The following is a 25,746-nucleotide window of genomic DNA, read 5'->3' on the forward strand; positions in this document are numbered from 1 at the left end:
TGCGCGACGGCCCTGCTGGGGATCGCGGGGTCTGGCACCGCACCGTGATCCGGCCTGACGCAAACGGATCGTCGTAGATCAGCTGGACGGTGTGCCCGGGGACCACACGCCGAACCATTGCTCGGCTCCCCACTCTTCGAATCGCTCCACCTCAGTGAACCCCAGCTTTCCTGCGAGGCGCATCGAGCGGTGGTTGGCGGTCTGGGTGCAAAGCACCACCGGCTCATGGGGGAACGCGTCGGCGAACCAGTCGAGTGCCGCTGCGCACGCCTCGGCCGCGTACCCGCAGCCCCACGCCTGCGGCAGGAACATGTAACCGAGTTCGGCTTCCCCGGCCTCGGGGCGGACGTGTCCCGGACGTGTGGCGTCGCGCCTGTCGAGAAGCGTGATGGTGCCGATCAGCGCTCCGTCCAGCGCGACCACGAAGACGCCGGGACGCCGCCCGGGCAGTTCGGGCACCGCGTGTTCGAGCTCATCACGCGAGCGAGCGCCGCCAAGGTAGGTGCGCACCTCAGGCGAGGCGAACAGCTCGATAAACGCCGGACGGTCCGCGGCCTCGGACTGGCGGAGCACGAGCCGTTCGGTCCTGATCGGAGCAGGCGGCCAGGCGACGAGTCCGGGCTCAGTCATGGCGGGCAACCTATCGCACTCACGTGCGGTGTTCACCCGGACATCGCAGTACGCGGCGGTCACCCGGCCTCTCACGCAGCCAGGTCGGGCCCCTGGGGTTCCTTGAGCACGAGGGGGAACCCGCGCGTCTTCCAGACGGGAAGGTGCGTCGCCGAGGCGCTACACCGGGGCGTCCGGCGAGACCGTGGACGATGCCTACGAGCCGTAGCGTGACCTGATCAGGCCCGATAACGTTCCTGATCCCGCCGACGCCGGGATCACCCAAGTGCGGGCTGCTCGCCTCGGCGCTGATCTGTCGCCGTGAAGCGGAACACCTGCCAGGCCGGCGCCCCGGTCAGGCGCCGGCCCGGCGGTTCGCCGCCGTCGAGGTCCCTTCCCGGAGCCGTGCTCGCATCAGGACGCCTCGGCGTGCGCGTTCGCCGTGCGCCCGGCCCGGTCGGCCCCACGGTGCGCCCCCGGTCTCCCAGAGACACCAGGTTGACCACAGCAGCAGGACGAGGAAGAGGGCGAGCAGCCCCAGCAGCAGGACCATCTGCCGCGCCGATTCCTTGCCCTGGACCAGATTCAGCAACAGGCAGAAGGTCCAGGCCACCACACCGCCCGCATACAAGGCCCTGAGCTGTCGCAACTGACTGACCGAACCCATCGTCACCCTTCCAGGCCGTGTCCCCACGCGTTGCCCTGCCTGTGCCCCCGCTACGCGAGTTCACCGCTTCGAAGGGCCGCTGATTTCGGGGACTTGCCCACCGTCTCTGTGCTGTCGCACGCGTCCTGTGTCTGCTCACACCGGGATCCAAAGCGGCCGGCCCGCTCCACCTCGTTGCAATCCTCTCCGGCTTGCTGGCGTCAATGAAACCGAGGTCGCGGCGCTGTGCGAGGTGGTCGACGAGCACAGCACCACCCGCCCGCCCGCCATGGCACGACCCCAGGGACGTGGCGCGCCGCGCCGGTCTGACGAAGTCGACGGCCTACCGCGTTCCTCGGGATGCTCGTCCGGGTGGGGGCGGTCGAACATAGGGCACCGGCTACCACATCGCGTTACAGATGATGTCCATCGGTGCAGCGTCGCCCGAAGGAGCGGTCCGCCGCGTCGCGCTTTCCGTACCTGCTGGATCTGCACCGGCTATAGGGCACACCGTTCATCTGTGCGTCCTGCGCGGCCGCCGGGCGGCACCACCGGCACGACATGCCGGTCCCGCCGAAGAACGCACCACTGCCCGCCCGCGTTCGGCGCACCACAGAGGGTCTGGGAGGATGGACGGCAGCCGTCCGTACCGGGGTCCGCCGTATTGCACGGGTTCGGGAACCTGCGGGCGGCGAGAGACGGGCGGGTACGGGCAGCGGCCCGGCGGGCGGGAGAGCAGAGCGGTGCGGCACATGCCGGAGTACCCGGAGTACCTCGCCGCGGTCGTATTCGCCGCGGGCGGCGTCGTCAACGCCCTGCTGGCACCGCACCGGTTCTCCACCGCCGTCCTGTTCTGCCTCGCTGTGACCTCTGCCGGGCTCGGCGTGGCCGCTCGAAGTGCGGCAGCCCACCCGACCATCGCCACCGTCCTCGCCGTCGCCGCCCTGCTCCTGGCGCTCGCGCTGGGCCTGCTGCTGCTGGCCGACGGCGTCCTCCTGGTCCGGCGCTACGGACCGCAGGCAGCCCTGCTGGCGACCGGGGCCGCCGGCTGCGCGGTGCTGGCGGTGCTCTGCCTCGACGCGGTCTTCCACGCGGTCGGCGGCCAGGCGTTCGGTGCCCTCGTGGTCGCGGTGAACGCGGCCGCGGGATACCTCACTCTGCTCTTCCTGGTCTTCGCCGGCTACGTGTTCGTCCGGGGCCGTAGTGCCCCCCTGCCGGAAACCACCCATGTCGTCGTCCTGGGCGCCGGGCTCAACGGCGACCGGCCCGGCCCACTGCTGACCCGCAGGCTGGAGTGCGCCCTCGCGCTCGATGCCGCCCGCGCACCGGACACGCCTCGTGTGGTGTTCGTCGTCTCGGGCGGCCAGGGCGCCGACGAGGTCCGCTCCGAGGCGGACGCGATGGCCGACTATCTACGCGAACGCGGAGTGCCCGCCGACCGGATCGTGCGGGAAGACCGCTCCGTCAACACCGGGCAGAACCTCCGCTTCAGCGTGGCCCTCGTGGACGGCACCACTCCCGGCCACCGTGCCACGGTGGTCACCAGCGGCTTCCACGTCTACCGCACGACCCTGCTGGCCCGCCGCGTCGGCGTGCCCGTGCACGTCGTGGGCGCGCCTACCGCCCCCGCCTACTGGCTGGCCGCGACACTGCGCGAATTCGCCGCCATCCTGTGGCTGGACCGCCTCCCCCTGGTTGGACTCAGCCTGCTGCTGGCAGTGCCGGTGGCGACGGCGGTCTTCGAGCACTGAAGCGCCGGCCGCTGACCTCGTAAGAGGTCCTGGCAAAGGCGCCGTACATGGCGCGGCTGAGGAGGGGAGAGGGCTGCCCGGGCTGTCCGACCGGTGCGTGCAGCTCGCTGCGCGGGGTGCGCGCGGCTAGCTGTGCTGACCGGACTGACCGGACAGGTTGGTGACGCGCTGGCTGGTGTTTGGCCGCTGATTCCGGTGTGGTCGGTGGTAGTTGCACCAGTCCAGCCAGTCGGGAAACGCTGCCTGTCGTTCGACGTCTGAGGTGTACGCCCAGGCGTTGTCGGTCAGCACCCGCTCGACGGTCACGCCGCGCGCGGCGAACCAGGCGGTTGCCCGTTGCAGGAAGCCGGCGCAGGTGGCGGACTTCTCGTCGGGCAGGTCCTCGGTGTAGGCCAGGCGGGAGTGGTCGTCCAGGGCGGTGTGCAGGTAGGCGTATCCGGCGCCGTTGCGGCGGTCCTGGTTGGCCCGGCCGGCTGCGCGGGGAGGGCTTTGTGGCCGCCGCCGTCCGTGATGCGGCCGAGCTTCTTGCCGGTTCAGATGTCGCAATCCACACCGAATCCAGAGGCCCTCGCCTCGTTCGAGGACCGCTCAAGGCGTGTCGCCTGTCACCAACGTCCCGGGACAGCACACCTAGGATCTGTCCGGCGGATCTTGTGACTGATTCGAGGCGGATCGTCGTTGGCTTGGCCGTGGAGTGGGGAGCCAGTTTCCGGGCGCAGCTGAAAATTGGACGACAGTCGGGGCCCGGGCGCCCTAACGTCCGAAGGAAACGGCACCTTCGCTTGAACGTCCCCCCTTGCATGCCGACGAGCGCACCGCGCTCATCGGCTGGCTGGATCTCCAATGGCAGATCTTGTGATGGAAGTGCACTGGCCTGAGCAAGGCGGACGCGCACCGCTCCGTCATCCCGACGTCGCCGGCGATGACGATGGCCGGGCTCATCAGCCCGTTGTACTCCGGCAGCACGGTGATGCCGCCCTGGTGAAGACGACAGAAACCCACGGGGCCAGGTGCGAGCCCGGCAGGCCGAGGACACCATCGTCCTCGACCACGAGGATCACGCCCAGACCGGCCGGGAACGCGGCACCCGGCCGAACGCGGTGACTGCTCCTGACCCACGATCATGTGCGCCTTCGGTTGGGGAGGCTCTGCCGCCCGACTGAAGAAAGCTGTGTGTCCCGGTGGGGCGTTGGGGGGTACGCAGCGCGGGCACGCCGCTGCCGGTGAGCTTGTCGATCTGCCCGCCGTGGGAACAACCCCCTTGCGTAGACGGGGCTACGGGGGAACGGCGATGCTGTACGAAGGGCTCGGTCTCGCGGTTCCTGACGGGCGGGCCGCGTCGGGTGATGGCGGCGGTGCTGTTCCGGCTGATAGGGCAGAACCGTCTGTCCGTGGCGGAAGACGGCACTGTCACCCTCCACGACGACGTGTACGAGCCCGATGCGACGGCCGGCATCGAGAAGGCGCTCATTGGTGCGGCGGGCATCTCTGCCTTCACCGTCGCTGACAGGAGATCCGGCTGACACTCGTGTCTCTCGGCGACGCCGATCACAACCTGCCTCTTCAACTGCCTCCTGCCTCAGGAATGCCTCAGTACGTTGACGTGCGACCAGAGGCTCGTCCGAGGAGTTGGTGCCCTATCACAAGCGCACCAAGCCACTTGGGCGAATCATTGACATGGCACTTCTCATGGACACGTGGTGGGTCATGGAGACGCGTGAGCGGACCGGAATGCGAGCGGAGACACGTGAGGAAGGCGGCCCTTCATTCAGTCGTACCTGGCTGGACATGATCGCCCTCAGGCCGGTGACACGCCATGAGCGGGTCGCGGTGCGAAGCCCCGGTGCGGCCAACGCCCTGCGCATCGTCGAAGAGGCGCTTGTGCACACGGGGGCGGGTGGGGCCCGGAGCGTTCCCTCCGCAGGTGCCTTGTTCCCGTACGACATCCTCATCGTCACCACAGAGGCAGCCAGCGGCACCTCCCGGCCCGTGATCTATAGAGTCGATCTCGCCCAGGCGGTCTGCATCAGGCTCCCCCTCACTGTCATGCGCACCGTGGAGCTCCATCGTGCGCTGGCCCACGGACAGAGCCCCGATGCCGTCGACCACATCGTGGTGCTGGCCAGGCCATGGTTGTCCATGCGCAAGTACGGTCCGCGCGGCTACCTCTATACCCATCTCGACGCTGGTCACGCCGCCACGAACCTGCTCGGCACCGCGCTCGGGAGAGGTGATGCGGCGCTGCGGCTGCGCGTCCCGCGTCCCGCGGTCCGAGCCGTCATCGACGACTTCCTGCCCTATCGGGAGGTCCACTCGGTGATCACGATCGCAGCGCCCACGGGAGACTCCACGGAGTTATCCGTCCTGGACCAGTCCCGCGGCACGCCCGCCGACTCGCACGGGGACCTGGAGCACTTCTGCTGGTCACAGATCCCCGCGGCACTGCCGGACGGAGGTGACCTGCCCGCCGCAGTGGAACTGGCCCCGGTCGTCGCACCCGGCGACAGACTGGCTTCCTCGTCGAGGATCGGACGCCACGAGTGGCGCCGTCTGACACAGTTGCGCTACTCCTGCAAGGCGTTCGCGCCGGAGGATCAGCCCCCCTCGGCGGTGGCACGCACCATGAGCGTGCTCAGTACCGCCCTGCCGACGGACCTGCGGCGCCTGAACGGTGAGCGGGATGGCGGCGTGAGAATCTCCCTGATCATCGGCCCTGGGGCGAATGTGGGCGCCTGCCGGGAGAAGTTCCCCAGCGGCGACGTGAGGCTGGTGGTCTCCGACGTCGTCGGCGACCGCGACGCGATCACCCGGCTCTGCTTCGGCCAGCGGCACATCGGGGATGCCCAGGCCCTCGTCCTCTTCCACATCCCCAGGGAGCGCGTGCTTCTGGATGGCCACCCGCAGGTGTTGCGGGATGCGCTCTTCCGGGCCTCGGCCGCCGCCCAGCTGATCTATCTGGGTGCGGCCCGCAACTCGGTGGCGGTGACGGCTGTGGGCGGTTTCGACGGGCCTGGCCTGCGCGACGTGGCCGGCATCGGGGACGACGAAGAAGTGGTGTACCTCATGGCCCTCGGCGTCGATGCGGAGGGCGGCCACAAGATCGACCGGCTGGCCGCCGCCCATGCGCACGGTGAATAGCGGGACCAGTGGGAGCCGGCAGGGCGACGCACGGATACGGGAAACAGGGTTCATGAGTGTGCTGAAGGACGTACTGGTCAGGCAATTCGCCGCCCATGCCGACCGGGTGGCGGTCGGCGACGCGAGCGGGAGCCTGACCTATCGCGAACTCGGCGCCGCCGCAGAGCGGTTCGCCGCGACGATCGACATGTGGTGGAAAGCGGGCGGTTCTGTCGGTGACGCGGCCGACGGCGACCGTGTCCGTGTCGCTGTCTACGCGGCGAACTCCGCCCGCTACATAGCGACGTACACCGGACTGCTCCATGCCGGCATGGTGCCCTTCCTGTTGGACCCGGCCCTGGGCGCCGAGGAGATAACCACCGTCGTGGCGGAATGCGGCATCGACGCCTTCGTCCATGACCGCGAGCTGCCGGGTGAGTTCGCCCAATGCGATACGACAACGATCGGCGGCCTGCGGGTGACCCGGGTCTCCGCCGGATCCGACCGACCCCGTCCAGCCCTCCTCGGGACCACGGAGGTCTGCCGGTTCACCTCCGGCTCCACCGGATCCCCGAGCTGTATCGAGTTCTCTGGTACCGCGGTGCACAACGCAGCGAAGGCCTGGCGGGAGGCGACCGGACTGAGCGAAGGGGAGCGGGTGCTCTGCTTCGCGGGGCTCTTCAACGGGCTGGCCTTCAACACCTCGCTGTTGCCCGCCTTTCTCGCGGGCGCATCTCTGTGGGTGCCGTCCGGTCTGCCGAGCTCCGGCCACGTCATCCGGTTCCTGAAGCAGGTCACGCCGACACGGCTCACCGGTTTCCCGGCCCTGTACGAGTCGCTGCTGCGGCGGGACGCCGACATCCCCGAGCTCGCCGATCTGCGTAGTGCGCTGTCCTCGGCGGCGCCGCTGAAGGCGGAGACCGCACGCGCGCTGCGAGAGCGCTTCTCCCTGTCGGTGTGCAACTACTACGGGGTCGCCGAGGCGGGGCCGCTCACCTACGACCCCGAACCCGGTCCGGACCGAGGTGTGGGTTACCCGCTGCCCGGAGTCGAGTTCGCCTTCGGCGGCGGGGCAGACAGCGCCGGCGACGAGAGCATGGCGGGGGAGATCCGGGTTCGCAGCTCCTCCATGGGATCTCGGTATCTGAATGCCCCCGGCGTTCTGGAGGGCCGCCTCGACGCGGACGGCTTCTACCGCACCGGGGACGGAGGCCTGCTGGAGAGCGGCCGACTGGTGCTGAAGGGGCGGGTGGGCAAGGCCATCAACCTCGGCGGGCGCAAGATCGACCCGGCGGAGGTCCGCGCCGTCCTGGCGGAGTGCGGGGCGACGGAATCCGCTGTCTTCTCCGTGGACAAGCGCAACGGAGATCCCATGCTCGTGGCGGTGGTGGCCGGTTCGGAGGGCCTGACCGGGGAGCAGCTGCGGGCCCGGTGCCTGCGACGCCTCGCCGCCTACAAGGTGCCCGAGCGGTTCCTGGTCGTAGACCGACTTCCCAAGACGAGCCTCGGCAAGCCCCGGCTCAGCGCGGCGCGGCAGCTCTTCGCCGAGACGCAGGACGGGCCGACCATCTGACACGGCCGGGATCCGTCGCTCGGCACCACTCCACGTTTTCCTGTTCCCTGCAGAACTGAAGGAGATCCCGATGTCCAACCACCAACTGCTCATGGAGCGCACGGCGAAGCTCGTGGCGACGGCCAGCGAAGGCGTCGTGAGCGAGGCGCAGGCGCTCCAGAGTGGCGTCACCCTCACCGAGCAGGGCCTGACCTCGCTCGCCTACCTCCGGCTGATCGACGCCGTGGAGACGGAGTTCGGCGTCTACATCGACCTGGAGGAGGACACGGGCTTCCTCCAGTCCGTCGAAGGGCTGGTGACTTACATGGTCGAGCAGGGTGTGAGCGCGACCAGCGAGGCCTGAGCCGTACCGAACCCGCGGCTGGAGCCCAGGCAGCCGACGCCTGGGCAGCGCTGGTCGCCTATCCGGACCGGGTGCCCCATTTCACTTGCCGAAGGAGACCTGATGACAGCGGATACGTCCGTCGACCTGCCCCCTATCGTCCAGCGACTGCGGATCCAGGTGGCGATCGCGGCACGTTCGCTGTCGATCGGCGGTCACGACGACTTCAACCAGGGGCAGGTGTCAGCCCGGGTGCCCGGGTCCGACCACATGCTCATCAAGGGAGCACTCAAGGGGTTCGACGAGTGCGCACCGGAGGACGTGATCGTCGCTCCGCTGGACCCGGACGCACCGGCGCCCGCCATGGCGCCGCCGGAACTGCCCCTGCACCAAGCGGTGTACGAGGCACGCCCGGATGTCCACGCCATCGTCCACAGCCACGCGCCCTACACCCTGGTCTTCGGAGCGACCGACCTGGCACTGCGGCCCGTGTCGCACGACGGCGCGTACTTCGAGGACCGCCTCGACCGGTTCACGATGACCAGCAACACCATTCTCGACATCGAGACCGCCCGCGGCGTGGCCAAGGCGCTCGGCGCCAATCCCGCAGCCCTGCTCCGTAACCACGGGGGCGTCATCGTCGGGAAGTCCATCCGCCACGCCACCGTGCACGCGCATACTCTGGAGCGCGCGTGCCGCCTCCAGTTGATCGCCGAGCAGGTCCCCGGGGGTTACCACACGTCGACGCCCGATGACGTCTGGGCCAAGCGCGAATTCATCTACGGTGACCTGGCGGTCCGCTCCTATTGGGACTACGCCGTCGGCCAGGTGCACCGCACATGGCCGGAGGCCGCGGTCTGGAGTGTGCGCAAGCTTGCGCGTCCTTCCTGAGTATCACGCCCGCCCCGCCGCAGCAGAGGAGAACGACCCGCGTGGACAACACGACCGAACCGGACGCTCAGTCGGACGAGTCGCCCGCAGGCGTCCCTGCCGCACAGTCCGTGGCGACCGAGGGCGGTCGCAACACCCGAAACCTGGCTCTCCTGACGGGATGTCAATTCCTCTTCTACATGGGAGTGGGTGTCGACCTGACGCTGACCGCGATCGTGGGCCTCTCGCTGGCCCCGACCGCAGGGCTGGCGACGCTGCCGCTGACCCTCATGGGAGTGGTCGCCATGATCTCCAACTTCTCCGCGGGCCTGCTCAGCACCCGGTTCGGTCACCGCAAGGTGCTGATCACGGGGGCGGTGCTCGCCGTCGTGGGCGGCCTGGTCTCCATGCGGGGCATCGAGGCGGGCAACTTCGCCGTGCTCTGCCTCGGTACCGCCATCGTCGGCGCCTACAAGGCGACGGGTGGCTACTTCCGCTATCTGGCCGCAGACACAGCGCCCCCCGGCCGGCGTGAGCGTTCCATCAGCATCCTGCTGTGCGGCGGTGTGGTTGCGGCGATAGCGGGGCCCCTGGCGGCGACCGCCTGCAGCGGCCTGCTCAGCACCCGGTACGCGGGCTCCTACTTGCTGGTCTCGGTGCTCGCAGCCGGTGTGATCCCGCTGGTCCTGGCCATCAGGGAGAACGCCAAGGGCACGTCCGGTCCCAAGGAGCACGTCGAGGCCGTACGGATCCGGGTCGCGGTCAAGACCGCGGATTTCCGTACCGCCTACGCCGTCATTACGGTGGCGGGCAGCATCATGACCCTGCTGATGGCGGCCGGTCCTCTCGGCAGCGCGCACGCCGGGCACTCCGAGGCGCAGGGCGCGATGGTCATCCAGTGGCACATGGCGGGCATGTATGCCCCGTCGCTCTTCAGTGGCTGGCTGAACACCGCACTGGGCGCACGCCGTACCGCGATCCTCGGCTCCGCGATCCTCGCGTCAGGCGGCCTGGTGGGCGCGGCGAGCACGAGCCTCGCGGCCTTCGTCGTATCGCTGGGGCTGATCGGTGTGGGCTGGAACTTCCTCTACGTGGCGGGAAGCTCCTACGTGGTTCGCTGCTACCCGCCCGGCGCGGGAGGCCGGGTCCAGGCCGTGGTCGAGGGCGGTACCGGAATCTTCGTCACCATGTCCTCGCTCTCGTCCAGCATCCTTTTCGCCAGCCTGGGCTGGCAGGTGCTGAGCACGCTCGCGGCCCTGCCGCCGCTGGCGCTCTGTCTCTGGCTGGCCGTTCGCTCCGACGGCGAACGGCCGGAGTGACATCGGACGGAGTAGTCATCTCCGCCGCAGTGAAGCAGCGCCGCCCGTCGTCCGTCGTCCCGGCCGGGCGGCCTCCGCACGTCAAGGAAGGAAGCATCATGCTTCGACGTCGCTTCGACGTCTACGGCACGGCCCTCTCGCCGCACCCGCGCGAGGGGGCGCCTCTCCCCCTCATCGGTGAGCTCGCCGGGCTGGCGGAGCAGCACGCGGTGGATGGGTTGCTCGCGTTCTACAACCATCAGAACCTCGATCCCTGGGCTGTCGCGGGGGCGGTGCTCCAACAGACCAAGACCGTCGTCCCGCTGGTCGCGCTGCAGCCGTACGCCATACCGCCTTTCACCGCCGCCAAGATGATCCATAGCCTGACCCGCCTGTACGGGCGCCGGGTGGACGTCAACGTGATCACTGGCGCGGCCCAGGAAGAGCTGGGCCAGGTATGCGAATCCCTCGACCACGACGAGCGCTACGAGCGGGCCGTCGAGTACATCGCGGTGCTGCGTGCCCTGCTCGCCACGGACGAACCGCTCGTCCACGAGGGGAGGTTCTACCGGTACCAGGGGCTGCGGACGTACTCGCGGCTGGATCCGGTGGACCGCCCGCGCGTCTTCGTCGCGGGTTCTTCTCCCGCCGCCCAGCGGGCCGCCGCCGTGGCCGACATCGCCATCACCCATCCCGAGCCGGTCGACACCTTCGCCCGCACGTTTCTGCAGTCGCCGCCCCGGGCGGGCGCCGCCGGTCCTGCGATCGGCATCCGCGTCGGCCTGGTCGCCAGGGAGACGGACGACGAGGCATGGGAGGCCGCCAGGACCCTGTACCCGTCGGACCGGCTAGCGCAGCTCAAAACGGTGATGCGCAAGAAGTCGGAGTCGGACTGGAGCAGGCGGCTGGCGACTCTCGCCACCGACGGCGATGTCTACGACGAGGTGTACTGGACCGGCGCCTACCGCGCCGACAAGGGTACGATGCCGCTCCTCGTGGGCAGCTACCGCCGGGTGGCCGACTACCTCGACCGGTATCTCGAGCTCGGTGTGAGCACGGTGCTGCTGGGCGGCCTGCTCACCGAGGAGGACTTCCGCCACACCGCGGTGGTGATCTCCGACCTGAAGAGCCGGGAGTAGCCGGCCGACCCGCGCGTATGCCTGGGCAGTCGGCAGGCCCCGGTGCGTGAGCCGGAAGGACACTTCCGGCTCACGCACCGGGGCCTGCTCGCGCGTGCTGTCGAGCAAGGGGTCAGCGGTCGGCGAGCTCACCCGCGACGGTCGCAGTGAGCTCGCCCACGAGTGCGTCGGTGCGCTCATGGGCCAGACGCAGAACGGTGTCGATCGCCGGGAGCAATGAGCGGGCAAGCTTCGGCGCGACATACGCCGTGTCGGCGCGCACCGCGAACTGCAGCAGCTCCTGGTCGCCCGCGACGGCGATCCCGCACCGGCCGCCCTGGTACGGCCACCACGGAAGCGGACGGACCGCATGGTCCTTGCCCGGATCGGGCTGCGCCGGGTGATCCATCACGGCGGGAAAGCCGCCCCGAACGTCGTTGAACGTGCACGTGGCCCCCAGCACCTCGTCCGCCGACCGGCCGGTGCCCCGCAGCGCGCTGTCGAGCGCCGCGGGCGACCAGAGCGCGCTGCTGTACGCGCGCAACGACCTGCGGCGGACCTGTCCGACGGCGTCGCCGAATCTCTGGTCCGGGTTCAGGTCGACCGTCATCGGGCCCAGTTGCGCCAGCACGCCCAGATAGTCCTCGGTGTCGGACCGGTGCCGGTTGGAGGTGACCACCTGGAGCGGGAGCGACCGCAGCCCGAGGTGCGAGCCCAGTGCGACGGACACCGCCGCCAGCAGCACGGCCGACGCGTCCGTGCCCAGTACGGCGGTCAGCTCCTCCAGTCTGGTGGCCGCCGGCCTGGAGGTGAGCGTCTCCTGGATGATGCCCCCCGCTCCGGGTTCTGGCCGCCGGGCGACGAACGGGAGGTCCGCACCGGCCAGGGCGCGCAGCCATGCGGTCGTCGAGCGCTCCGCTGCCTGCGCGAGCCGGTCACCGGCCTCCGCCTCGGCCTGGTCCTTCGGCTGGGGCGGAGGCCCCTGCCGCGGCTCGTCGAGATGGCTCAGCAGGACCCGCACGCTGGACGCGTCGACGGCCAGATGCGAGATGGCCCAGATCAGCTGCCGGGGCCTGCCCTCCTCGACGACGACGGCTGCCGCGAACGGCAGCTTGCCGTTGCCGATCATCGGCAGCGCCCGCAGCCGCGCCGCATGGCCCGCGAAGTCGCTCTCGTCTGTGGCCTCGATGATCTCCACCGGGAACTCGCCGCGACCGCGCACGCGCTGGCGCAGCCGGCCGTCCGCACCCTCCCTGACGTCGGTACGCAGCCCTTCGTACCGGGAGACGGTCGAGCCGAGCAGCTGGAAGACGTCCGCCAGACTCCAGCCCTCGGGCACCGTCCACACGGGAGCGACATTGCGGTACCAGGACGTGCAGTCGTATCTCTTCAGGCTGTCCCAGAAGCCCTGTTGCCCCCAGGTGGCAGGCCCCTCCCAGTCCCCGGATCCCGAGAACGGGACCGCCTTCATGCCGTGGTGATTCATCTACTCCTCGCGTTTCGTCATGGCCTTGCTGCGGGCCGCGAACTGGGCCTCTTGGAAAGCGACCCGGTTGCTCGCCACCCAGGACTGGGACGCGAGTAGACCGTCGGCGGACCCCCGGAAGCGGGGCGCGACGAATCGGGCGAAGAGTTCCAGGCTGTGGTGGGAGCGCTCTGGCGTGGCCCAGTCCTGGAGAGTGATCAGCAGGGTGCCGAACCCTCCGGTGGCCTCTTGGAGTTTCTGGATGCCCGCGACCACGTCGTCCACGTCGCCGACGAGGATGCCTCCCGCTGCCACGGTGGTCTCGAAGGCCTTGCGGGCACTGGTCTCGCCGCGAGCGACGGGGAAGCCCATGGTGTCCGCCCACAGTTCGCCGCGGTCGCGGAGCCAGCCCGGCAGGATGTCGGCGATCGCCTGCTCCCGGCTCGCCGCCACATGGACCGGAACCACCAGGCGCCAGTTCTTCCGGTCGCAGGGGGTACCGGCCTCGCTCGCCGCGTCCTGCAGGTGACGCCACTGCTCGGCCAGTCGCTCCACACCGACGCTGTGGCCGGCGCGCGCGGCGCCCCACGGTGCGGAGGCGTTGGAAAGAACCCCGATGCCCGTACGGCCCGCCAGCCTCATGCCGAAGGGCGTGGAGGCGCTGGTGATCGCGATCTCGAAGCCGCCCGGGTTGAAGGGGCGCAGCTGGACACGACCGTCCCTGAGCGTGAACCAGTCCGTCTCGCGCGTCACGGTCTCGCCGCGCAGCAGAGGGAGGATGGTGTCCATCGACTCCTCGACACGGCGCCGGGTGTCCTCGGGAGCGACGCCCAGCATGTGCATGTCCGCCGCCCCGGATCCGGCACCGACGCCGAGGATGAACCGGCCGCGGGTCAGGTTGTCCAGCTGCATGGCGCGCTCGGCGACCATGTAGGGGTGGTGGTACGGGAGGGCGGTAACGCCCGTGGCAAGCTTGATCCGCTTGGTCCGCTCGGCGGCCGCCGCGATGAAGAGCTCGGGTGCGGTGACCGTGCCCCAGCCGCCGGTGTGGTGCTCGCCGATCCACATCTCGTCGAAGTTGAGTTCGTCCACCAGCTCCGTGGTGCACAGATCGCGCCGCAGCAGCAGGTTCGGGTCCTCTCCCGGGCGGTGCCACGGCGCAAGGAAGCAACCGAATCGCAGGGGTGTGGGCATGGGGTTCCTCTCGGGCGGTAGCGAGGTCGTGGAGCGGTGAGCGGTCGTCACAGGCTCTGGGCGATGGACACGCGCTGGATCTGGTTGGTGCCCTCGATGATCTGGAGTAACTTCGCCTCGCGCATCCAGCGCTCGACCGGGTAGTCCTGGGTGTATCCGTAGCCGCCCAGGACCTGGACGGCGTCCGTGGTGACGCGCATCGCCATGTCCGTGGCGAAGAGCTTGCACTTGGCGGCTTCGGTCGAGATCGGACGGCCGGTGTCCTTCAGACGGGCGACCGACAGCATCAGCGCGCGTGCGGCGGCGATCTGGGTCGCCATGTCGGCGAGCATGAAGGAGACGCCTTGGAAGGAGATGACCGGGCTGCCGAACTGCCGTCGCTCCTTCGCGTATTGGCATGCGTAGTCGAGTGCGGCCTGGGCGAGACCGATGGCACAGGCGGAGATGCCGAGGCGCCCGTGGTCGAAGACCGAGGCGGCGACGAGCATTCCGCGGTTCCTGCCGCCGATCATCCGCTCGGCCGGTACGCGCACGTCGTCGAAGCCGATCTGGGCCGTCGGCAGTGCGCTGACCCCCATCTTGCTGATGTGCGCCAGGGGCTGCACACCGGTCTGCGAGGCATCGACCAGGAAGCACGAGACACCGCCCACCCCGGAGCGGCCCGTGCGGCAGTAGACGTTGTATACGTCCGCCACACCGCCGTGGCTGACCCAGGACTTCATGCCCGAGATCGCGTATCCGTCGTCCTGGGGCCGCGCCTCGGTGGTCATGGCGGCCAGGTCGGATCCGGCCTCCGCCTCGGACATGCAGTTGGCGCCCAGCAGTTCGCCCTGCAGCATCCTCGGAAGGTAGGCCTCGCGCAGCGGGTCCTTGCCGAACTGGGCCAGCCCGTGGCAGGCCAGCACCTGGAGGTGGACGGACTCGGCCGCGGCCAACCAGCCGTAGGAGAGGCGTTCGAGGACCTGGAGGTAGAACGTGTAGGACTGGCCTCCACCGCCCCACTTCTCCGGGAACGGCAACCCCATCAGGCCGAGTTCTCCGAGAGTCCCGACGATCTCGCGGGGGTACTCCGACCTGGCCTCGTACTGGGCGGCGTTCGGGGCGATCACCTCGTCCGCCACCTGCTCAACGACGGCGAAGAGTTCGGCCTGCTCAGGCGAGTCGAAGTGCCGGATCATTGTCATGTGTGCGCTCCTGCTCGCGGGGTGCGGAATGTCCGAGGGGCCGGTGGTCCGGTGAGTTCACCGAAGGAAGAGATGGTCGAAGAGATCGGTGAGGGAGTGATAGCCGGGCGCGGCGTCGTGTGCCCAGGAAGCGGCGGTGAGCGCGCCGAAGACGGCCGCTCCCAGATCCCGTACGTCATGACGGAGCGTCAGCGTCTCGTGGCAGAAGGTGAGATCGAAGGCGTGCTCGCTCACGGGAAGCCCGGCCCGGTAGGAGGCGATCTCCTTCGTCGCCCCGTCGCCGAGCACCTCGTCCCAGGTGCCGGCCAGCGCCCGCGCGGTTGCGCTCGGCCGGTCCCGCTTCGCCGCCGTGTGGCGTTCGAGCACGGCGGCGGCGGGCAGTTCGGGCAGCCGCCGTGCGATCCGCGCCGCAGTGCTCACCAGCCGGCACTGCAGCCAGTGCGCCACGGACAGGTTGACGGCACGTACGACCGGCACCCGCGCGGACAGCTCCCTCGCGGCCGCCAGTTCCCCGGGACCGAGGTCCGAGGCGCAGGCCACCAGCGCGGCGCCCGTCTCCTCGCAGTGCGCGGCTGTCCGCGGCAGCACGGCTCCGCGGCTGGCGTCGATGACCACGGTGGGCGGGCGGGCCGGCTCGTCGTGCGACGCCGGTGTCGCACCCCACGCCTTGCTGGTCGCCGTCCAGGTGACGGGAATGCCGCGTCGGGCGCATTCCCCGACGATGCTCGACCCCAGTCGTCCGGTTGCGCCGACCACTCCGACCAGGAGCGGCCGCTCCTGGGAGTGTTGATGAGAGGGCATGGGGGCGTCCTCCAGGGGAGCCGGGCAGGGACCGGGGTGAGCGGCGGGTTCATGCCTCGCCTCGGCGCAGCACGTTAGTCACGCCCGGATGCCCTGGGCGGCAGTTGGAGAGGCAGATGATCAGGGCGGTGCTCATCCCCAGGAAAGCGTCGGACACCTGCGGACGGGCCTCTGTAAGGTGCTGGCGACGTCTCGTTCCGTGTGCCGTGTGCCCTAAGGAGATCACCATCAATCCCACCACCCTCAGCACCGATACCCTCGTCGCCCACCGAGATCGCGCGCAGCGGGACTATGCCGAGCTGGTGGGGCAGCACCTCTCCCTCGACCTGACGCGTGGGAAGCCGGCCGCGGACCAGCTCGACCTCTCCCTGCCGCTGCTCACACTCCCGGGCGACACGTACTTCGGCGCCGAGGCCGTGGACTGCCGCAACTACGGTGGTCTGCAGGGCTTGCGGGAGCTGCGGGAGATCTTCAGCGGACCGCTCCAGGTCCCCGTCGAGCAGCTCGTGGCCGCGGGCAACTCCAGCCTGGAACTGATGCACGACTGTCTGGTGCACGCGCTGCTGAGCGCGCTGCCGGGAGCCAAGTCCCGCTGGGTGGACGACGAGCGCATCGCCTTCCTCTGCCCCGTTCCCGGTTACGACCGGCACTTCGGCGTCTGCGAACGCCTCGGTATCGAGATGATTCCGGTCCCCATGACCGACCAGGGTCCGGACATGGATGTCGTGGAGGGGCTGGTGGCCGAGGACTCCTCGGTCAAGGGCATCTGGTGCGTGCCCAAGTACAGCAACCCCGACGGGATCAGCTACAGCGACGAGACCGTCGCCCGGCTCGCCGCCATGTCCACCGCCGCCCCGGACTTCAGGATCTTCTGGGACAACGCCTACGCGGTGCACCACCTGACCGACGAGCGCGTGGAGATCAGCGATCTGCTCGCCGCCTGCGCGCGGAGCGGCCATACCGACCGGGCCTTCGTCTTCGGATCCACCTCCAAGATCACCCTCGCCGGCAGTGGCGTCGCCTTCTTCGGCTCCTCCCCGGACAATGTCGCCTGGCTCCTGGCCAACACCGCGAAGCGCACCATCGGCCCGGACAAGGTGAACCAGCTGCGTCACGCGCTGTTTCTCAAGGACGAAGCCGGTGTCCACGCGCACATGGAACGCCATCGCGCCAAGCTCAGGCCGAAGTTCGACGCCGTCGTGCGCATCCTCGAAGCCGAGCTGGGTGGCACCGGGCTCGCCACATGGACGGAGCCGAAAGGCGGCTACTTCATCACCCTGAAAGTCCTCGACGGCTGTGCCCGCGCAGTGGTGCGCCACGCTGCCGAGGCGGGCATCGTGCTCACTCCCGCGGGCGCCACCCACCCTCACGGCCAGGACCCGGACGACTCGGTGATCCGGATCGCACCCAGCTACCCCACCCTCGACGAGCTGGTGCAGGCAATCATGGGTGTCACCGCCTGCATGCGGCTCGTCGGTTACGAGAAGCTGCTGGCGAGGTAACTGCCGGTCCGACTGCCGCTCATAGGGGGCAGCCATACCTAGGGTTGGCAGCGTCGCGCTCCGTGGGGGCCGCCGCGCCGCCGGGCACACCGGAGCACTCCCGCGAGAACGATCTGCGAGCAGCGGAGCGGACCCAGACCGCCTGCGGTCACCATCCGCTCCGTCGAGCCCCGCACGTCAGCGAGGAGATTCCCCATGGCCGCATCGGCCCACTCGACCGAGGCCGCATCCGATGAGGACTTCCGGGCCGCGATGGCCCACCTCCCCACCTTCGTCACCGTCATCACCACCATGAGCGAACAGGGACCGGTGGGCTGTACGGCCAACGCCCTGCTCTCCCTGTCCGCACAGCCGCCGTCGCTGCTGGTGTCGCTGGCACAGACCAGCCGGACCGCTGGGCACATCCGCCGCAGCGGAGCCTTCGTAGTGAACGCACTGGCTCAGGGGCAGGAGGAACTCTGCCGCCACTTCTCCGCCGGCGACGCGAAGACCCGCTTCGACAGCGTCGCGCACACCCTTCGGCACGGCCAGCCCGTCCTCACCGGCGCGGCCGTCACGGTGATGTGCGCCGTGGAGAGCGTGCAGCCGGTACGGGACCATCTGCTGTTCGTCGGCCGCGTGTTGTCGAGCGCGTACGACGAGGAGCGGCAGCCCGTCGTCTACCACGGTCACCGGTTGCTGCCCGTACCGACGGTGCAGACCGCCGGACTCTGAGCCGGGGCGCGTATCTGCCGCTGCCGCTGCCGCTCATTCCCGGCGGGGGCCGGTACGTTTTCGACATCCCACGGGGCCCGCTGGCATTCGAACGCCTTCCACTGTGTCCCGGTTCATCGCTGCGTCGGCCCACCGGTCCGCAGCCATCGCCTTCTCGTCACCAGATGCCGGTCCACAAGACGCACCCCAGGAGCAGGGGACGGACGGCACCGCCGGAACACACCGATTCACGCAGGAGACGCAATGAGCACGAAGGGCCCTCTTTCGTTCGGGCAGCTCTCTGTGATGCGAGCCGTCCAGAGCCTCCCGGTGGAGCGGTGGCACGAGTCGAACCTCAAGACGCTGTGGGCCCTTCCGGCTCCGGCGCCCGTCGCCGCCGTACACGGGGCGCTGCGGACTCTGGCGTTCCGGCACGAGTCGCTGCGGACCGTCTACGACATATCCGATCCGGCGCTCCCGCGGCAGGTCGTACACGAGGACCCCGGCACCGCCGCGGACGTGGTCGAGGTGGGCCGTGCCACGGAGCATGAGCTTCGTGGCATGACGACCGACATGGCTCACCAGCCGTTCGACCTGTGGTCCGAGTACGCGTGGCGGGCGAGCATCCTCACCCGGGACGGGGAGGCGACGCACGTGGCGATGGTGAACCACCACATCCTCGCGGACGGAACGGCCAAGAAGATCCTCTGGGACGATCTGATGACGGCCCTGACCTCCCCGGAAACGCCGGTGGAGAGTGCATACAGCCTGATCCGGACGGCCCAGGAGCAGCGTTCGGACGAGTTCCGCGCCAAGCGGCTTGCGGCCGAACGGCACTGGGAGAAGACGCTCACCGCGTCGATCGACGGCGGCATGCCGCCCGAGCACGGTGACGGCGGCACCGAGGTGATCCAGGGATGCCTGCGATCCCGCCGCTCCCGTGTCGCGGCCGAACAGCTCGCGACCCGGCTTGGTCTCTCCGTGTCCGTCGTCCTGCTCGCTGCCTACGCGCGTGCGGTCGCGGAGGTCCAAGGCGTGCGGTCGATCCCCATGCGGATGGCGTCGTCGAACCGGCACGGCCACCCCTGGGTCGATCACGTCACGTCGATGAACCAGTGGACACCCCTGCACATCGGGGTCCAGGAGGGGGGCTCCTTCGAAGACCTGGCCCGGCCGCTGGCCATGCGGAGCCTGCAGGCCTATCGCAACGGCATGTTCGACCACGACGCCATCGCGGCGATCCGCAGCCGTTTCCCACAGCACATCGCCATGAACGAGTCGACGTGGGCCTTCAACCACGTCGTCGCAGGCAGCTCCGGCGATCCCGGTGCCTTCGAGGAATTCGGCAGGGAGGAGGGGGAGCTCACCTGGGAGCCGGTCTTTCTCGCCCTCGGGCCCCGTTTCTACCTGCGCGTCACGGACAACGGGAATGACGCGTGGGCGATCCGGCTGCGGGCCAGGGGGATCGGACGGGACGCGGTGTCGGAGATTCTGACGACGATCCACAAGACGCTGCTCAGCGAGGCCGCCGGCCAATAGCTGATCGAGACCTCAGTTGTTGAGCGCGACCGGGAAGCGACATGGCATCGACGACGGTTAACGGTATCCGGATTCATTACGCGTCACACGGCTCGGGCGAGCCGGTTGTGATGGTGGCCGGAAGCGGAAGTGGGGGACGGGTCTGGCACCTGCATCAGGTGCCGCACCTCACTGCGGCGGGGTACCGGGTGATCACCTTCGACAACCGCGGTATCGCGCCCTCCGACCCGTGTGCCGAAGGTTTCACCGTGCAGGACATGGTGGCGGACACCGCCGCGCTGATCGAGCGGCTCAGCCTCGGCAGGTGCCGCCTCGTCGGTCACTCACTCGGCGCGCAGATCGTCCAGGAGCTCGCCCTGTCCAGGCCGGACCTGGTCGACCGCGCCGTACTGATCGCCACGCGCGGTCGCTCGGACGTCCTGCGGCGGGCCCTCGCCGAGGCGGAACTGGCGCTCCATGACTCGGCGGCTCGGCTACCGGCCTCCTACAAGGCGGTCGTCAGAGCCATGCAGAACCTGTCGCCGCACACGCTCGCGAACGCCGAGCGGATCGACGACTGGCTTGCCCTGCTGGAGATGTCCGCCGCCGTCAGCGGGTCGAACCGGGCGCAGTTGGCGCTCTCCGCCATGCCGGACCGTCTCGACGCCTACCGGAAGATCGAGCGGCCCTGCGCGGTGGTGGCGTTCGCGGACGACCTCATCACTCCGGCTCAACTGGGCCGGGAGGTCGCCGAGGTGATTCCAGGCGCGAGTTTCCAATTGATCGAGAGATGTGGTCACTACGGATATCTGGAAGACCCCGGCAGCGTGAACAAGGCAATTGCCGAGTTTTTCGGGTCCGTACGTTGACACCCACACCCATCGAAATGACAAGTATCTCCGAAAGGGGCCCGATGATGGAAAGCGGGCAGCGTACCGACGTGGACATGCGGCAACTGGTGCGCGCGGTATGGGAGCAGGTCCTCGGCCACGCCGACTTCGGCGACGACGACCGCTTCTTCACCGTGCCCGGCGGCCACTCGCTGACGGCCGTCCAGGTGGTCGTCGCGCTGAGCAAGGAGCTCGACGTCAAGCTGCCGGTCCGGCTGATCATGCGCCATCGGACCGTGAACGAACTCGCCGCCGCCATCACCGAGCAGGCCGGCGCGTGACGACCGTTGCGCAGCCCAGGACGATCCGGACCGACAGGAGGGCGTGGTGATCCAGCCGCGGGAGAACTTCACCGACATCCCGTACCGGGAGCCCGTAGGGACACCCGCGGCCGACGTGGCGCGGATCATGGCCGACATCCTCGGTGTCGACCGAGTGGGACTCGACGACAGCTTCTACGATTTCGGTGGGACGTCGCTCCAGGCCATCCGCGTGTGCGTACGGATCGAGCAGGTGACCGGACACACGCTGAGTCCCGTCTCGTTCTTCGAGCACGACGTGCTGGCCGACCTGGTGAACTGGCTGGATTCCGCGCAGGCGGCCGCCCGTGGCTGAGGACATACCGGCTGTGAGGACGGTCCATCTCGCCGTGGCCCGCCACGCGCGGGAGACGCCTGGTGCGATCGCGCTCATCCACCGTGACCGGCATTACGACTACCGCACCCTGCACGCCGCCGCAGGGGCCTATGCGGCGCGACTCGCCGCCCGGGGCGTGGGACCGGGGCACATCGTGCCCCTCCTGATGTCCCGCTCACCCGAGCTCGTGGCCGTTCAGCTCGGTGTGCTCATGTGTGGCGCCGCCTACAGCAGCGTGGACCCCCACTGGCCGCGGCAGCGGCTACGGGACGTGCTCGATATGGTCAACTCCCGCGTCGTGGTGGCTGCCGACGGAACCTGGCGGTTCGGCGACGCCGAGGTCTTGGTCGTACCGACGGGGGACATGGACAGGGCCGCCGCAGCTTCCCTGTCCGCACCGCCCGCGCCTGCGGCGGACGCCGGGGCTCCTGCCATGGTGATCTTCACTTCCGGAACGACCGGGCGCCCCAAGGGCGTGCTCGTTCCCCACCGGGCGGTCACCCGGATGTTCCGCGAGACGCCGCCACCGGGCTTCGGCCGGGGCAACGTCATGCCGCAAGGAGCCCCGCCCTGGTGGGACATGTACGCGTTCGAGCTGTTCGGGCAGCTCATGACCGGTGGCACGTCCGTGCTCAACGACACGGACTACCTGCTGCCGGCCACGGTGCGCACCATGATCCGTACGCACGGAGTGACCACTCTGCGCCTGACCACGACGCTGTTCCACCTCTTCGTCGACGAGGACCCGGACTGCTTCACCGGTCTGCGGCAGGTGTTCGTCGGAGGCGAGCGGATGTCCCCCCGGCATGCCGGAGCCTTCCTGAAGCATCACCCCGAGGTTCTGCTCGTCAACGGGTACGGCCCTGCGGAGAGTTGCATGCACGCCGCGTCCCATCGCGTCCGTGCCGAGGACTGCGCGGACGACTCGGCCGTCCCGCTGGGCAGGGCGGTGCCGTTCACGTCGATCACCGTACTCGGCGGGGAAGGCGAGCCCTGCGCCCCCGGTGAGGTGGGAGAGATTCTCCTTTCCGGCGAGGGGCTCGCTCACGGATATCACGGGGAACCCGAGCTGACGGACCGGGCTTTCGTCCGGATCCCCGGCGAGAACGGCACGGTCCGCGCCTATCGCACCGGAGACCTCGGCTTCCTCGACGGGGAAGGGATCCTGCACTTCCGCGGCCGTGCCGACCGCCAGCTGAAGATCCACGGTAACCGCGTGGAGCTCGCCGAGATCGAGGCGTCCACTCGACGCGTGGCTGGCGTCCGCGACTGCGCGGTGGTCCCCGTCACCGCGGCCGACGGTGTCGTCACCGGGACAGCCCTGTTTTACGTGCCCGCCGCCGCGCCTGAGCGTGCCGAGGAGGGTGCCGATCCGGATGACCCGCTGGACGTCGCGCGAGGGCTGGTGGAGCTGCTGCCGCAGTACCTGATACCCGGACTGGTGCGCGCTGTCGACGCCTTCCCGCTGACCCCCAACGGCAAGATCGACCGCTCGGCCCTGGTCGCGCTGGCCAGCGGGTCCCGCCGACGCAGGCGCCCCGGGCCGGCCGCGGCGGCATCGCGGGCACAGCGGCGCCCCACTGAGACGACGGAACGTACGGAGAGTGAAGCGTGACCGGTCACAGCGAGCCGAAGACCTATCCGCTGTCCCGTGAGCAGGAGGCCATCTGGCTCAATGACGCGATAGCGGAGGGGCGTTCGAGGTACACCGTGCTATGGGCCCGCCGGCTCCGCGGCGATGTCGACCCGGACGCCGTGGAGTGGGCGCTCGACCAGGTGACACGTCGGCATGAGTCCCTGCGCAGCCGGTACGCCATGGAGGCGGAGGGGCTGGTCCAGGTCGTCTGCCCTGAGGCACTCCAACCCCTCGTACGCGTCGAGTGCCCGGAGGCGGAGCTGGACGAGCGGCTGCGGGAGCTCGCCGCCCGTCCCCTCGACCCGGCGGACGGCCCGCTCCGGCCGACGCTTCTGCGTGTCGCGGACGGGCACTGGGTCATCGCCGTCCTCATGCACCATCTGGTCATGGACGACTGGTCCCTGGCCGTCCTGGACCGCGAGTTCGCCCACTTCTACCGCACCCACGTGCGCAGGGAGGACGAATGCGAGCCCGCTGAGGCCGCGTTGCCGGCACTCGCCCTGCAGGCCGGTCCTTACGCGGCCGAGCAGCGCGCTCATGACATCCCCGAGGAGCAGCTGCGCTACTGGCACGAGCGGTTGACCGGGCTGCCGAAAGCCTCGACCGTCCCGCCTGACTTTCCCCGGCCGAAGGAACTCGGCGACGGCGGGGGGCGCGTCGAGTTGGGCCTGCCCGCGGAGCTGGCCGAGTCCGTGCGGCGCTTGGCCCGGGCGTGTAGGAGCACCCCCTTCACCGTCCTCGCCTCCGCGGTCGCCGCCCTGCTCCACCGCCACAACGGCCAGAGCGACACCGTCCTCGGCACGGCCGTCTCGCGCCGGGGTGGGGCGGGCCTCGACTCCCTCATGAGTTGCCTGAGCGACGTCATGCCGCTGCGGCTGGACACTCGCCCTGAGGTGTCCTTCCGGGACCTCGTCGGCACTGTCAAGCAGGAAGTGCTCGGCACGATGCGCCACCGCGACGTGCCCTTCGGCAGGCTGGTCCGGGACACGACGACCGGCGAGGACCTCAGTAGGTTCCCGCTGTTCCAGACCGTCGTCACCGTCAACGACGAACCCGCCGTGGCGCTGGACCTCCCCGGGGCGACGGTCGAGCGCCTCCACGTTCACCCCGGCACGTCCAAGTTCGACCTCTGCTTCGACTTCGCCGTCGACGACGGCGCCTTCCGCGGGTTCCTCGACTATTCGACGGACCTCTACGCCGACGCGACCGCGGAGCGCATCGCCGAGCGCTTCCGCGTTCTGCTCGATGCGGCGGTCACCGACCCCGACCGGCCGCTGGACGAGTTGCCCCTGCTGTCGGCCGACGAGACCGCCCTCGTGACTGGCATCTGGGCACAGGCCTCCGACGCGGCCCGCACCGCACCCCTCGTGCACGACGCGTTCGAGAACCAGCGGCGCGCGACCCCCGAGGCGATCGCCGCCGTCTGGCGGGACCAGGAGCTGACCTACGAGGAACTGGGCAGGCGTGCGGACCGGCTCGGCCGGGTGCTGAGGCGGTCCGGCAAGCCGGGCCAGGCCGTCGGCATCCTGATGGAGCGCTCCCTCGACATGGCCGTCGCCGTGCTCGCGGTGCTCAAGTCCGGGGCGCCGTACGTTCCTCTGGACCCGTCGTACCCCGCCGACCGCCTCACCTACATGATCCACGACAGCGGCCTGCACACGCTGCTCACACAGCCGTCCCTGCGCGACCGCTGCGCCGTACCGGAGAGCGTGAAGACCCTGGAGCCGCAGGACTGGGACCTGCCGCAGCAGTCCGAGGAGATCGCGGCCGACTGCCCGCCGGTCGGGCCGGACGACCTGGCCTACCTCATGTACACCTCGGGCTCCACTGGTCTACCGAAGGGGGTGGCGATGCCGCACGGCCCGGTGGCCGGGATGGTGGACTGGCAGTGCCGTGACTCGGCGGCCGGCCCCGGTGACCGTACCCTCCAGTTCTCCGCCCTGAGCTTCGACGCCTCGTTCCTGGAGTTCTTCTGCACGTGGTCCACGGGCGGCACGCTCGTGATCATTGACGCGGAGGTCCGCACGGACTACGACGCGCTGCTCGAGGTGATCGCCAAGCAGCGGGTGAAGCGGATCTTCCTGCCGTTCGTGGCCCTGCAGAGCATCGCCTTCTACGCGACCGCGATGGGCCTGCCGACACCGGCCCTCAAGGAGTGCATCACCGCCGGCGAGCAGCTCCATGTGACGCCGGCGATCCGGGAGTTCTTCGCCGGACTCGACGACGCGGTCCTGTTCAACCAGTACGGTCCGACGGAAACCCACAGCGTCAGCTCGCTGCGCCTGGACGGGGATCCCGCGAAGTGGCCTCTCATGCCCACGATCGGCTACCCGATCAACGGAGCCCGGGTCTACATCCTCGACGACCGGTTCCGGGTGCAGCCGGCGGGCGTGGCCGGAGAACTGTGCGTCGCTGGACGACCCGTGTCCCAGGGGTACTGGCAGCGCCCGGAGCTCACGCGGGAGAAGTTCATGCCGAGCCCCCTGGGTGAGGCGGACGGAACCCTCTACCGCACCGGTGACGTCGCCAGGTATCTGCCGAACGGACAGATCGAGTTCTTCGGCCGCAGGGACGGCATGGTGAAGATCCGGGGATACCGGGTCGAGATCGGCGAGATCGAGGCGCTCCTGGGTGAGCAGCCCGGAATCGCGGACGCCGTGGTCATCGCCCATACGTCTGGGGTCGGCGACACCAGGCTCATCGCCCACTACCGGCCGAGCGAGCAGCCCGGCCCGGATGCGGCCACCCTCCAGAAGACACTCGCCGACCGGCTTCCCGAGTACATGCTTCCGTCCGCGTACGTCCTCACGGAGCACGAGTTCCCCCGGACACCCAGCGGAAAGGTCGACCGGCTGGCTCTGTCCCGAACGGCCCCCGGCGCCCGCTGAGCAAGGGTCCCCCTTTCACCGTAAGGAGATCGCCT

At 69.5% G+C, this 25,746-nt stretch carries 22 protein-coding genes and 2 pseudogenes; 17 read left to right on the forward strand and 7 right to left on the reverse strand.

Annotation, left to right across the window (positions count from 1 at the left end):
• Nucleotides 1–78: 78 nt before the first annotated feature.
• Nucleotides 79–630, reverse strand: a complete 552-nt coding sequence (locus IE97_RS0114435; RefSeq protein WP_030238201.1) for a GNAT family N-acetyltransferase — start codon at nucleotides 628–630, stop codon at nucleotides 79–81.
• Between the two features lie 334 nt (nucleotides 631–964).
• Nucleotides 965–1,276, reverse strand: a complete 312-nt coding sequence (locus tag IE97_RS0114440; protein WP_158708284.1) for a hypothetical protein — start codon at nucleotides 1,274–1,276, stop codon at nucleotides 965–967.
• A 731-nt stretch (nucleotides 1,277–2,007) separates the two neighbouring features.
• On the opposite strand from IE97_RS0114440, the gene IE97_RS0114445 reads away from it, so the two are divergent.
• Nucleotides 2,008–3,006: a YdcF family protein gene (locus IE97_RS0114445; protein WP_158708285.1), complete on the forward strand. Its 999-nt coding sequence runs from the start codon at nucleotides 2,008–2,010 to the stop codon at nucleotides 3,004–3,006.
• Nucleotides 3,007–3,173: 167 nt separating this feature from the next.
• Here IE97_RS0114445 and IE97_RS38450 read toward each other — a convergent pair.
• A pseudogene (locus IE97_RS38450) lies at nucleotides 3,174–3,533 on the reverse strand (DDE-type integrase/transposase/recombinase); the annotation flags it as partial.
• A gap of 269 nt (nucleotides 3,534–3,802) precedes the next feature.
• Here IE97_RS38450 and IE97_RS42925 point away from each other — a divergent pair.
• The 8 genes and pseudogenes from IE97_RS42925 to IE97_RS0114485 all read left to right on the forward strand — a co-directional run.
• Nucleotides 3,803–3,952: pseudogene (locus IE97_RS42925) on the forward strand (mini-circle protein); the annotation flags it as partial.
• A 400-nt stretch (nucleotides 3,953–4,352) separates the two neighbouring features.
• Nucleotides 4,353–4,529 (forward strand): hypothetical protein, encoded by a 177-nt coding sequence (locus tag IE97_RS0114455; protein WP_158708286.1) that lies wholly within the window; start codon nucleotides 4,353–4,355, stop codon nucleotides 4,527–4,529.
• 109 nt (nucleotides 4,530–4,638) lie between these two features.
• A complete protein-coding gene (locus IE97_RS0114460) occupies nucleotides 4,639–6,144 on the forward strand; it encodes a nitroreductase family protein (RefSeq protein WP_078915082.1) in 1,506 nt (501 codons plus the stop codon).
• A gap of 52 nt (nucleotides 6,145–6,196) precedes the next feature.
• Nucleotides 6,197–7,696 (forward strand): class I adenylate-forming enzyme family protein, encoded by a 1,500-nt coding sequence (locus IE97_RS0114465; RefSeq protein ID WP_051704961.1) that lies wholly within the window; start codon nucleotides 6,197–6,199, stop codon nucleotides 7,694–7,696.
• Nucleotides 7,697–7,766: 70 nt separating this feature from the next.
• Nucleotides 7,767–8,039 carry a hypothetical protein gene (locus IE97_RS0114470; RefSeq protein ID WP_030238227.1) on the forward strand — a complete coding sequence of 91 codons (273 nt, stop codon included), beginning with the start codon at nucleotides 7,767–7,769 and terminating at the stop codon, nucleotides 8,037–8,039.
• 102 nt (nucleotides 8,040–8,141) lie between these two features.
• Entirely contained in the window at nucleotides 8,142–8,909 is a 768-nt protein-coding gene (locus IE97_RS0114475) for a class II aldolase/adducin family protein (protein WP_030897020.1), read from the forward strand.
• Entirely contained in the window at nucleotides 8,858–10,207 is a 1,350-nt protein-coding gene (locus IE97_RS0114480) for an MFS transporter (protein ID WP_078603230.1), read from the forward strand. Before IE97_RS0114475 ends, IE97_RS0114480 begins: the two co-directional genes overlap by 52 nt.
• A 98-nt stretch (nucleotides 10,208–10,305) precedes the next feature.
• A complete protein-coding gene (locus IE97_RS0114485) occupies nucleotides 10,306–11,325 on the forward strand; it encodes an LLM class flavin-dependent oxidoreductase (RefSeq protein WP_051804021.1) in 1,020 nt (339 codons plus the stop codon).
• A gap of 112 nt (nucleotides 11,326–11,437) precedes the next feature.
• Here the strand turns inward: IE97_RS0114485 and IE97_RS0114490 are convergent, their stop codons facing one another.
• The 4 genes from IE97_RS0114490 to IE97_RS0114505 are packed head-to-tail and all read right to left on the reverse strand — an operon-like array spanning nucleotide 11,438 to nucleotide 15,948.
• On the reverse strand, nucleotides 11,438–12,790 hold the full coding sequence (locus tag IE97_RS0114490) for a condensation domain-containing protein (RefSeq protein ID WP_030238243.1): 1,353 nt from the start codon (nucleotides 12,788–12,790) through the stop codon (nucleotides 11,438–11,440).
• Complete coding sequence (locus IE97_RS0114495; RefSeq protein ID WP_030238247.1) at nucleotides 12,791–13,963, reverse strand: LLM class flavin-dependent oxidoreductase; 1,173 nt, start codon at nucleotides 13,961–13,963, stop codon at nucleotides 12,791–12,793.
• A gap of 47 nt (nucleotides 13,964–14,010) precedes the next feature.
• On the reverse strand, nucleotides 14,011–15,147 hold the full coding sequence (locus IE97_RS0114500; RefSeq protein WP_030238251.1) for an acyl-CoA dehydrogenase family protein: 1,137 nt from the start codon (nucleotides 15,145–15,147) through the stop codon (nucleotides 14,011–14,013).
• Between the two features lie 57 nt (nucleotides 15,148–15,204).
• Nucleotides 15,205–15,948, reverse strand: coding sequence for a dihydrodipicolinate reductase C-terminal domain-containing protein (locus IE97_RS0114505; RefSeq protein ID WP_078603231.1), 744 nt, complete (start codon nucleotides 15,946–15,948; stop codon nucleotides 15,205–15,207).
• Between the two features lie 227 nt (nucleotides 15,949–16,175).
• On the opposite strand from IE97_RS0114505, the gene IE97_RS0114510 reads away from it, so the two are divergent.
• From IE97_RS0114510 to IE97_RS0114545, 8 genes are all read left to right on the forward strand, one after another.
• Nucleotides 16,176–17,450 carry an aminotransferase class I/II-fold pyridoxal phosphate-dependent enzyme gene (locus IE97_RS0114510; RefSeq protein WP_030238260.1) on the forward strand — a complete coding sequence of 425 codons (1,275 nt, stop codon included), beginning with the start codon at nucleotides 16,176–16,178 and terminating at the stop codon, nucleotides 17,448–17,450.
• Between the two features lie 195 nt (nucleotides 17,451–17,645).
• A complete protein-coding gene (locus IE97_RS38455) occupies nucleotides 17,646–18,164 on the forward strand; it encodes a flavin reductase family protein (protein ID WP_051704963.1) in 519 nt (172 codons plus the stop codon).
• Nucleotides 18,165–18,407: 243 nt separating this feature from the next.
• The gene (locus tag IE97_RS0114520; RefSeq protein WP_030238268.1) at nucleotides 18,408–19,682 is read left to right on the forward strand and encodes a condensation domain-containing protein; all 1,275 of its coding nucleotides are present in this window, start codon (nucleotides 18,408–18,410) and stop codon (nucleotides 19,680–19,682) included.
• Nucleotides 19,683–19,723: 41 nt separating this feature from the next.
• Complete coding sequence (locus tag IE97_RS0114525; RefSeq protein ID WP_030238271.1) at nucleotides 19,724–20,530, forward strand: alpha/beta fold hydrolase; 807 nt, start codon at nucleotides 19,724–19,726, stop codon at nucleotides 20,528–20,530.
• A 47-nt stretch (nucleotides 20,531–20,577) separates the two neighbouring features.
• Nucleotides 20,578–20,832 (forward strand): acyl carrier protein, encoded by a 255-nt coding sequence (locus IE97_RS0114530; RefSeq protein WP_158708288.1) that lies wholly within the window; start codon nucleotides 20,578–20,580, stop codon nucleotides 20,830–20,832.
• A gap of 46 nt (nucleotides 20,833–20,878) precedes the next feature.
• A complete protein-coding gene (locus tag IE97_RS0114535) occupies nucleotides 20,879–21,166 on the forward strand; it encodes a phosphopantetheine-binding protein (protein ID WP_158708289.1) in 288 nt (95 codons plus the stop codon).
• A 13-nt stretch (nucleotides 21,167–21,179) separates the two neighbouring features.
• Nucleotides 21,180–22,802 (forward strand): amino acid adenylation domain-containing protein, encoded by a 1,623-nt coding sequence (locus IE97_RS0114540; RefSeq protein ID WP_051704964.1) that lies wholly within the window; start codon nucleotides 21,180–21,182, stop codon nucleotides 22,800–22,802.
• A complete protein-coding gene (locus IE97_RS0114545; protein WP_051704965.1) occupies nucleotides 22,799–25,711 on the forward strand; it encodes a non-ribosomal peptide synthetase in 2,913 nt (970 codons plus the stop codon). Before IE97_RS0114540 ends, IE97_RS0114545 begins: the two co-directional genes overlap by 4 nt.
• The last annotated feature ends 35 nt before the right edge of the window (nucleotides 25,712–25,746 follow it).

The sequence above is a fragment of the Streptomyces sp. NRRL S-455 genome (assembly GCF_000717875.1).
Lineage (GTDB): Bacteria > Actinomycetota > Actinomycetes > Streptomycetales > Streptomycetaceae > Streptomyces.